Origin of the sequence: Pseudomonas bharatica, assembly GCF_048586865.1 — a bacterium.
GTDB classification, from domain to species: domain Bacteria; phylum Pseudomonadota; class Gammaproteobacteria; order Pseudomonadales; family Pseudomonadaceae; genus Aquipseudomonas; species Aquipseudomonas bharatica.
Window position 1 is genome coordinate 20,962 of record NZ_JBMAWR010000039.1, and the last position, 6,527, is coordinate 27,488.

General features: G+C 64.1%; 7 protein-coding genes and 1 pseudogene. 4 read left to right on the forward strand and 4 right to left on the reverse strand.

The genetic code is table 11. The features are described from left to right. Positions 1-361: 361 nt before the first annotated feature. Positions 362-1,330 (forward strand): annotated as a pseudogene (locus ACKLLE_RS26255) (methyl-accepting chemotaxis protein); the annotation flags it as partial. 102 nt (positions 1,331-1,432) lie between these two features. Continuing rightward, complete coding sequence (locus ACKLLE_RS26260; protein WP_376699749.1) at positions 1,433-2,188, forward strand: methyl-accepting chemotaxis protein; 756 nt, start codon at positions 1,433-1,435, stop codon at positions 2,186-2,188. Between the two features lie 21 nt (positions 2,189-2,209). On the opposite strand, the gene ACKLLE_RS26265 is transcribed toward ACKLLE_RS26260, so the two are convergent. Genes ACKLLE_RS26265 through ACKLLE_RS26280 form a run of 4 tightly spaced genes read right to left on the reverse strand, consistent with a single transcriptional unit; the run spans position 2,210 to position 4,819 of the window. Then, a complete protein-coding gene (locus ACKLLE_RS26265; protein ID WP_420059484.1) occupies positions 2,210-3,532 on the reverse strand; it encodes a sensor histidine kinase in 1,323 nt (440 codons plus the stop codon). Beyond that, positions 3,529-4,197: a response regulator transcription factor gene (locus ACKLLE_RS26270; RefSeq protein WP_064302884.1), complete on the reverse strand. Its 669-nt coding sequence runs from the start codon at positions 4,195-4,197 to the stop codon at positions 3,529-3,531. The genes ACKLLE_RS26265 and ACKLLE_RS26270 overlap by 4 nt, the downstream gene beginning before the upstream one ends. Beyond that, on the reverse strand, positions 4,197-4,511 hold the full coding sequence (locus ACKLLE_RS26275) for a PepSY domain-containing protein (protein ID WP_009401078.1): 315 nt from the start codon (positions 4,509-4,511) through the stop codon (positions 4,197-4,199). The genes ACKLLE_RS26270 and ACKLLE_RS26275 overlap by 1 nt, the downstream gene beginning before the upstream one ends. Next, positions 4,511-4,819 carry a PepSY domain-containing protein gene (locus tag ACKLLE_RS26280; protein WP_420059486.1) on the reverse strand — a complete coding sequence of 103 codons (309 nt, stop codon included), beginning with the start codon at positions 4,817-4,819 and terminating at the stop codon, positions 4,511-4,513. The genes ACKLLE_RS26275 and ACKLLE_RS26280 overlap by 1 nt, the downstream gene beginning before the upstream one ends. Positions 4,820-4,960: 141 nt before the next feature. On the opposite strand from ACKLLE_RS26280, the gene ACKLLE_RS26285 reads away from it, so the two are divergent. Together ACKLLE_RS26285 and queD are read left to right on the forward strand one after the other, a co-directional pair. Next, complete coding sequence (locus tag ACKLLE_RS26285) at positions 4,961-6,043, forward strand: patatin-like phospholipase domain-containing protein (protein WP_064302882.1); 1,083 nt, start codon at positions 4,961-4,963, stop codon at positions 6,041-6,043. Positions 6,044-6,091: 48 nt separating this feature from the next. Next, on the forward strand, positions 6,092-6,448 hold the full coding sequence (gene queD / locus ACKLLE_RS26290; RefSeq protein ID WP_009401082.1) for a 6-carboxytetrahydropterin synthase QueD: 357 nt from the start codon (positions 6,092-6,094) through the stop codon (positions 6,446-6,448). Positions 6,449-6,527 lie beyond the last annotated feature (79 nt).

Here is a 6,527-nt window from a genome sequence, read left to right on the forward strand (position 1 = left end):
GTCGGCGTGTCTATCTCTAATGGTTCAAAGGATTTCGCCAATGTCGTTCAGACAGCTTTCCATCCAATGGAAGATCACTCTGCTGGCCGGACTTTGCCTTGCCGGCATCGTCACCCTGCTGGTCGGTCTTTCGCTGTATCGCATGGAGCACACGACGGAGCTGGTCAAGGCCAGCAGCATGCAGATGCTCACCGAAGCGGCCGAGAGCCGCATCGAGTCCCAGGGCGAAGTCCAGGCGCTGACCATCCGCCGGCAGTTCATGGATGCCTACCAGTACGGCGCCGGATTTGCGCGCCAGGTGCTGTTCCTGCGTGAACAGGCAGAAAAGCGCTTCCTCGATGCCTTCGACCTGCGCGAGGACATGACCCGCCAGGTGCGCTCGGCACTGCAGGCCAACCCGGACCTGCTTGGCCTGTCGCTGGTGTTCGAACCCAACGCCCTCGACGGCAAGGACACGCTTTTCGCCAACCAGGATGCCCTGGGCAGCAACGAGACCGGACGCTTCGCCCTGTACTGGTCGCAACCGACCGCAGGCCAGTTGACCTCCATGGCCCTGCCGGAAAAGGACATGGCCGACACCAGCATCGGACCGAGCGGCGAGCCGGCCAACACTTGGTCGGTATGCCCGCGCACCACGCGCAAAACCTGCATCACCGAGCCGTACTTCTACGAGATCGCCGGCCAGCAGGTGCTGATGACCAGCATCGTGTTCCCGCTGATCGTCAACGACAAGGTCATCGCCACCCTGTCCATCGATATCAACCTGAACAGCCTGCAGGCCTTGAGCAAGGACGCCAGCGCCCGGCTCTATGGCGGGCAGACGCAGATCGGCATCATCAGCCCGGCCGGCCTGCTTGCCGGCTACAGCCCGGACGCCAGCAAGCTGGCCAAGCGCTATGCGGACATCGACACGGCCAGCGGCGCCGAGCTGATGCGCCTGCTGGGCGATGGCACCGCGCTGCACAGCATCCAGCACGAAGGCCGCCTGAAAGTGCTGGCCTCGTTCGCCCCGACACCTGGCGCCAAGCCTTGGGGCGTCCTGCTGGATGTACCGGAAAGCGCCTTGACCGGCCCGGCCGAAGCGCTCAAGCAGGAGCTGGACCAGCGCAATACCAGCGGCGCCATGATCGAACTGGCCCTGGGCCTGCTGGCCGCGGTGGTCGGCCTGCTGCTGATCTGGCTGCTGGCCCGCGGCGTGACCCGGCCGATCCTCCACGTTGCCCACCGCCTGCGCGAGATCGCCAGCGGCGATGGCGATCTGACCAGCCGCCTGGCCTACGCCGAGCAGGACGAACTGGGCGAGCTGGCCGGCTGGTTCAACCGCTTCCTCGACAAGCTGCAGCCGACCATCGCCGAAGTGAAAAGCTCGGTGCACGCAGCGCGGGATACTGCCGACAAGTCGTCGGCCATCGCCAGCCAGACCAGTGCCGGCATGGAGCAGCAATACCGCCAGGTCGACCAGGTCGCCACCGCGTCCCACGAGATGAGCGCTACCGCCCACGATGTCGCCCGTAGCGCGGCACAAGCGGCCCAGGCAGCGCGGGACGTGGACCAGGCGACCCGCCAGGGCCTGGCGGTGATCGACCAGACCACCAACAGCATCGGCACCCTGGCCGCCAACATGAGCACTGCCATGGGCCAGGTCGAAGGCCTGGCGGATAACAGCGAGAAAATCGGCTCGGTACTCGAAGTGATCCGCTCCATCGCCGAGCAGACCAACCTGCTGGCGCTCAACGCGGCCATCGAGGCGGCCCGTGCCGGTGAGGCCGGACGCGGCTTCGCGGTGGTCGCCGACGAGGTGCGCAACCTGGCCCAGCGCACCCAGGAATCGGTGGAAGAAACCCGCCATGTGATCGAGCAACTGCAGGCCGGCACCCGCGAGGTGGTGGGTGCCATGGACAGCAGTCATCGCCAGGCCCAGGGCAGCGTCGAACAGGTCGGCCAGGCGGTGACCGCGCTGCGCCAGATCGGCGAGGCGGTGGCAGTGATCACCGACATGAACCTGCAGATCGCCAGCGCCGCCGAGGAACAAAGTGCGGTCGCCGAAGAGATCAGCGGCAACGTGGCGACAATCCGCGATGTCACCGAATCGTTGTCCCATCAGGCGGAGGAATCGGCGCGGGTCAGCCAGGCGCTGAACAGCCTGGCCAACCAGCAGCAGGGCTTGATGGATCACTTCAAGGTGTAATCCGGCCTATCGGGCAGGGCCTCAGCGCCCTGCCCGTCTCGGCAGTTCGATATGTACCCGCAAGCCGCCCAGCGGACTTGCCTGCAGGTCCATCCGGCCACGCCAGGCCTCGACGATATCGCGCACGATGCCCAGCCCGAGCCCATGCCCGGCAACCTGTTCATCCAGGCGCGCGCCGCGCTCCAGCACACCCTGGCGGGCATCCTCGGGAATCCCCGGACCGTCGTCGTCGACCCACAGCAGGTAGCTGTCCGGCGTCTGGCAAATGCCCAGGCATACTTCGCCGTCAGCCCATTTGCAGGCGTTGTCCAGCAGATTGCCGAGCAGTTCCAGAAGGTCCTCGCGGTCCCAGGGCAGCGACAGCCCTTCCGGCACATCGCGGCGGATCAGCAGGCCGTCGCCATGGATCATGCCCAGGGTCGAGAGCAGGCCCGGGAGTTCCACATCGCAATCGAAATGCGCCCCGGGCAAGGCATCGCCAGCCAGGCGGGCCCGGTTGAGTTCACGGCTGAGGCGCTGCTGGATCTGCTCCAGTTGTTCGCGTAACTGCGCGGCCAGCTCCGGGGCGTCCTTCAAACGCTCGCTGGATGCCAGGCTAAGCAGCACGGCCAGGGGCGTCTTGAGCGCATGGCCGAGATTGCCCAGCGCATTGCGCGAGCGGCGCAGGCTGTCTTCGGTGTGGGCCAGCAGGTGGTTGATCTGGGCGACCAAGGGCTCCAGCTCGCCAGGTACTTCGCTGTCCAGTTGCGTGCGCTTGCCCTGTTGCAACTGGGCAATCTGCTCGCGGGAACGCTCCAGCGGACGCAACGAACGGGTGACGATCAGGCGTTGCAACACCAGCACCAGCACCAACGCCAGCAGACCGAGGCCCAGGCCGATCTGTTGCATGCGGCGAAAGCCATCGCGCATGGGCGTATAGTCCTGGGCGACGCTGATGGAAATGGCCCGGCCCTGGCGCCGGTAATCGGCGCGTAGCACCAGCAGTTGCTGGCCTGCCGGGCCGAGTTCAAGACCGTCATGCAGGCCGGCGGTTTCCGGCCTGGGCAACTCGGTGTCCCACAATGAGCGAGAACGCCAGGTCTGGCTGTCGAAGTCGATACGGAAGTAGTAGCCGGAAAACTGCCGGTTGTAGGCCGCGGAGATGCGCCGCTGATCCAGCTGCATGCCGTTGGGCCCCTGGACCAGGGCCATCAGCAGGTTTTCGCTTTCCTTGCGCAGGCCGCTTTCCAGATAGCGGTGCAGCCCCACCTCGAACAGCCACAGGCTGACCTGGGCCAGGGCCAGCCCGACCACCACCAATGTTCCCACCAGGCCGAGGCTGAGACGCGACTGGATCGACCTCACTGCAACGCCCCGCCAAAGCGGTAGCCCTGGCCGCGATGGGTTTCGATCACGCTGCGGCCAAGCTTGCGGCGCAGGTGGTTGACATGGACTTCCAGCACATTCGAATCGCGTTCGGTTTCACCGTTGTAGAGGTGCTCGGCGAGATGGCTCTTCGACAGGATCTGCTGCGGGTGCAGCATGAAATAGCGCAGCAGGCGGAATTCCGCAGCGGTGAGTTGCACATCCTCGCCGCTGCGGCTGACGCACTGACGGCCTTCGTCCAGGTGCAGGCCGGCGGCCTCCAGGGTCGGCTGGTTGGCCAGGCCGCGAGCACGGCGCAGCAGGGACTGGATGCGCAGTTGCAGTTCTTCAGGATGGAAAGGCTTGCTCAGGTAGTCGTCGGCGCCGGCCTTAAGTCCTTCGATCCGGTCGGCCCAGGAGCCCCGCGCGGTCAGGATCAGCACCGGCGTGACCAAACCACCGGCACGCCACTGGCGCAGCACTTCGAGCCCCGGGATACCGGGCAGGCCAAGGTCCAGCACGATCAGGTCGTAAGGTTCGCTGGCGCCCTGGTACACGGCATCGCGGCCATCGGCGAGCCAGTCCACCGCGTAGCCCTGGCGTTGCAGGCTGGCCGTCAGTTCATCGGCGAGCGAGACGTTGTCCTCGACCAATAGCAGGCGCATCAATCATCTTCCTCATCTTTGAGCAGGGTGCCGCTGGCGGCATCGAGCTTGATTTCGCGTACGACACCTTCACCGGTCAGCAACTCGACTTCGTAGACATAGACATCGTCATCCTCTTCCAGCTCCGCTTCCAGCAGGCGCGCCCCGGGATAGCGTCCCAGGGCGGCTTGCAGCAGTTGTTCAAGCGGCAGGATGACCCCGTCGCGACGCAGGGCCAGGGCTTCGTCCTGGTCAAGGTCGCGGGCCAGGGCCAGGGAGCATACCGCTAACAGTGCCAGCAGGGGCCAGCGGATGCCCAGGGCAAGACGTGTCATCAGCTGTCTCGTTCGTTCTTCAGGACTTCGCCGGTCTTGGCATCCAGGTCCACATCCCACTCGACGTTCTGCGCGTCCCGCAGTTCGACCTTATAGATGTAGCGGCCGTACTCTTCCTCCAGTTCGCTGTCGGTGACGGTCGAACCGCGGTACTGCTCAAGGGCCTTCTGTTTCAGGACATCGAGCGACTGGATCTGCTGGCTCTGCACCAGCTTCACTACTTGGTCGGGTTGCACGTCCTTGGCCAGGGCGACATTGGCTCCCAGGGCAAGGGTAGCGGCGGCGAACAGGGCAGTGAAAGTTTTCATCATGTTTCTCCATCGTTATCAATCGGGTACGGTGGAAAGTCTAACCAGCCGAACTTAATTGAAGCTGAAAATAGCTGGCGACATGATAGCGCGGTACGCCGCGGCTTATACTCGCCAGTCAACCCGTAGCGAGCCGATCCAATGACCGCCATCCATACACCCTTTCCTGCGCTGACCCTCAAGGCTGGCAAACGCGCATTGGCGCGCATACGCGAAAACGGGCTGAGCGCGGCAGATGTCGGCGTGCTACCGGGTGCCGCAGGTGGCCCCAAGGCGCTGGGTATCCAGGGGCTGGACCTGGCCTTGTTCGGCGAATGGCTGCCCCGGGCGCCACGGGAGCGGGCGCTGATAGGCGCCTCGATTGGCTCCTGGCGCTTCGCCAGTGCCTGCCTGCCAGATCCGACCACAGCGATCCGCCGCCTGGGCGAGTTGTACACGGCGCAAGACTTCGCAAAAGGGGTGACCCAGGCCGAAGTCAGCCGCAGTTGCCAGCGCATGCTCGATGATCTGCTTGAAGGCCGCGATGCCAGAGTCCTGGATAATCCGCTGTATCGCTTGAACATCATGGTAGTGAAGAGCCATGGCCTGCTTGCCGAGGATCACCGCGCGCGCCTGGGGCTGGGGCTGTCATCGGTGATTGCCGATAACCTCATCGGTCGGCCACGCCTGGCCAGACACTTCGAACGCATCATCCTTCACGACGCCCGCAGCGCGCCGCCACTGGGAACCCTGACGGACTTCCCGTCGCGTTGCCTGCCATTGGCGACCGACAATCTGCGCCATGCCTTGCTGGCGTCCGGCTCGATCCCGATGGTCATGGAAGGCGTGCGCGACATCCCGGGAGCAGGCTCCGGTACCTATCGCGATGGCGGTCTGCTCGACTATCACCTCGACCTGCCCTACAGCGGCGGCGACATCGTGCTTTACCCGCATTTCACCGACAAGGTGATTCCCGGCTGGTTCGACAAGGCCCTGCCCTGGCGGCGCGGCGATACAGAAAGGCTGAAGAACGTGGTGTTGCTGGCACCGTCGCCCCAGTATCTGGCCCGCCTACCCTACGGCAAGTTGCCCGATCGCAGCGACTTCAAGCGCTTCATGGGCGATGCTGCCAGCCGCCAGCGTTACTGGCGTACCGCAATGACCGAAAGCCAGCGCCTGGGCGACAGCTTCCTGGAGCTGGTCGAGCGAGGCACGCTGGGCGACCATCTGCAACCCTTGTCGTGACCTTGCTGGTAAACTGCGCGACAGCATTGGCTTTCAGAGTTGGATATTTTGGAAATCTTCAAAGAATTTACCTTCGAATCGGCGCACCGCCTGCCGAACGTCCCCGCCGGCCACAAGTGCGGTCGCCTGCACGGCCACTCGTTCAAGGTCGCCCTGCACCTGACCGGCCCACTCGATCCTCATACCGGCTGGATCCGCGACTTCTCCGAGATCAAGGCGATCTTCAAGCCACTCTACGAACAACTCGACCACAACTATCTCAACGATATTCCCGGTCTGGAAAACCCGACCAGCGAAGTGATCGCCAAATGGATCTGGGACCAGGTCAAGCCGCTGCTGCCGGAGTTGAGCAAAGTGCGGATTCATGAGACGTGCACCAGCGGATGCGAATACACCGGCGACTGATGGTTTAGCGCTTCACCAGAAAGGGCTTGCTCTGGTTACCAGGCAAGCCCTTTTTCGTAGCTGTATTCTCGTGATTCAG

What these genes read in the sequence shown, in the direction of transcription:
- ACKLLE_RS26285 (WP_064302882.1), top strand. Translation starts at nt 4,961, where the DNA reads ATGACCGCCATCCATACACCCTTTCCTGCGCTGACCCTCAAGGCTGGC.
- ACKLLE_RS26270 (WP_064302884.1), bottom strand. Translation starts at nt 4,197, where the DNA reads ATGCGCCTGCTATTGGTCGAGGACAACGTCTCGCTCGCCGATGAACTG.
- ACKLLE_RS26280 (WP_420059486.1), bottom strand. Translation starts at nt 4,819, where the DNA reads ATGAAAACTTTCACTGCCCTGTTCGCCGCCGCTACCCTTGCCCTGGGA.
- ACKLLE_RS26275 (WP_009401078.1), bottom strand. Translation starts at nt 4,511, where the DNA reads ATGACACGTCTTGCCCTGGGCATCCGCTGGCCCCTGCTGGCACTGTTA.
- ACKLLE_RS26260 (WP_376699749.1), top strand. Translation starts at nt 1,433, where the DNA reads ATGGAGCAGCAATACCGCCAGGTCGACCAGGTCGCCACCGCGTCCCAC.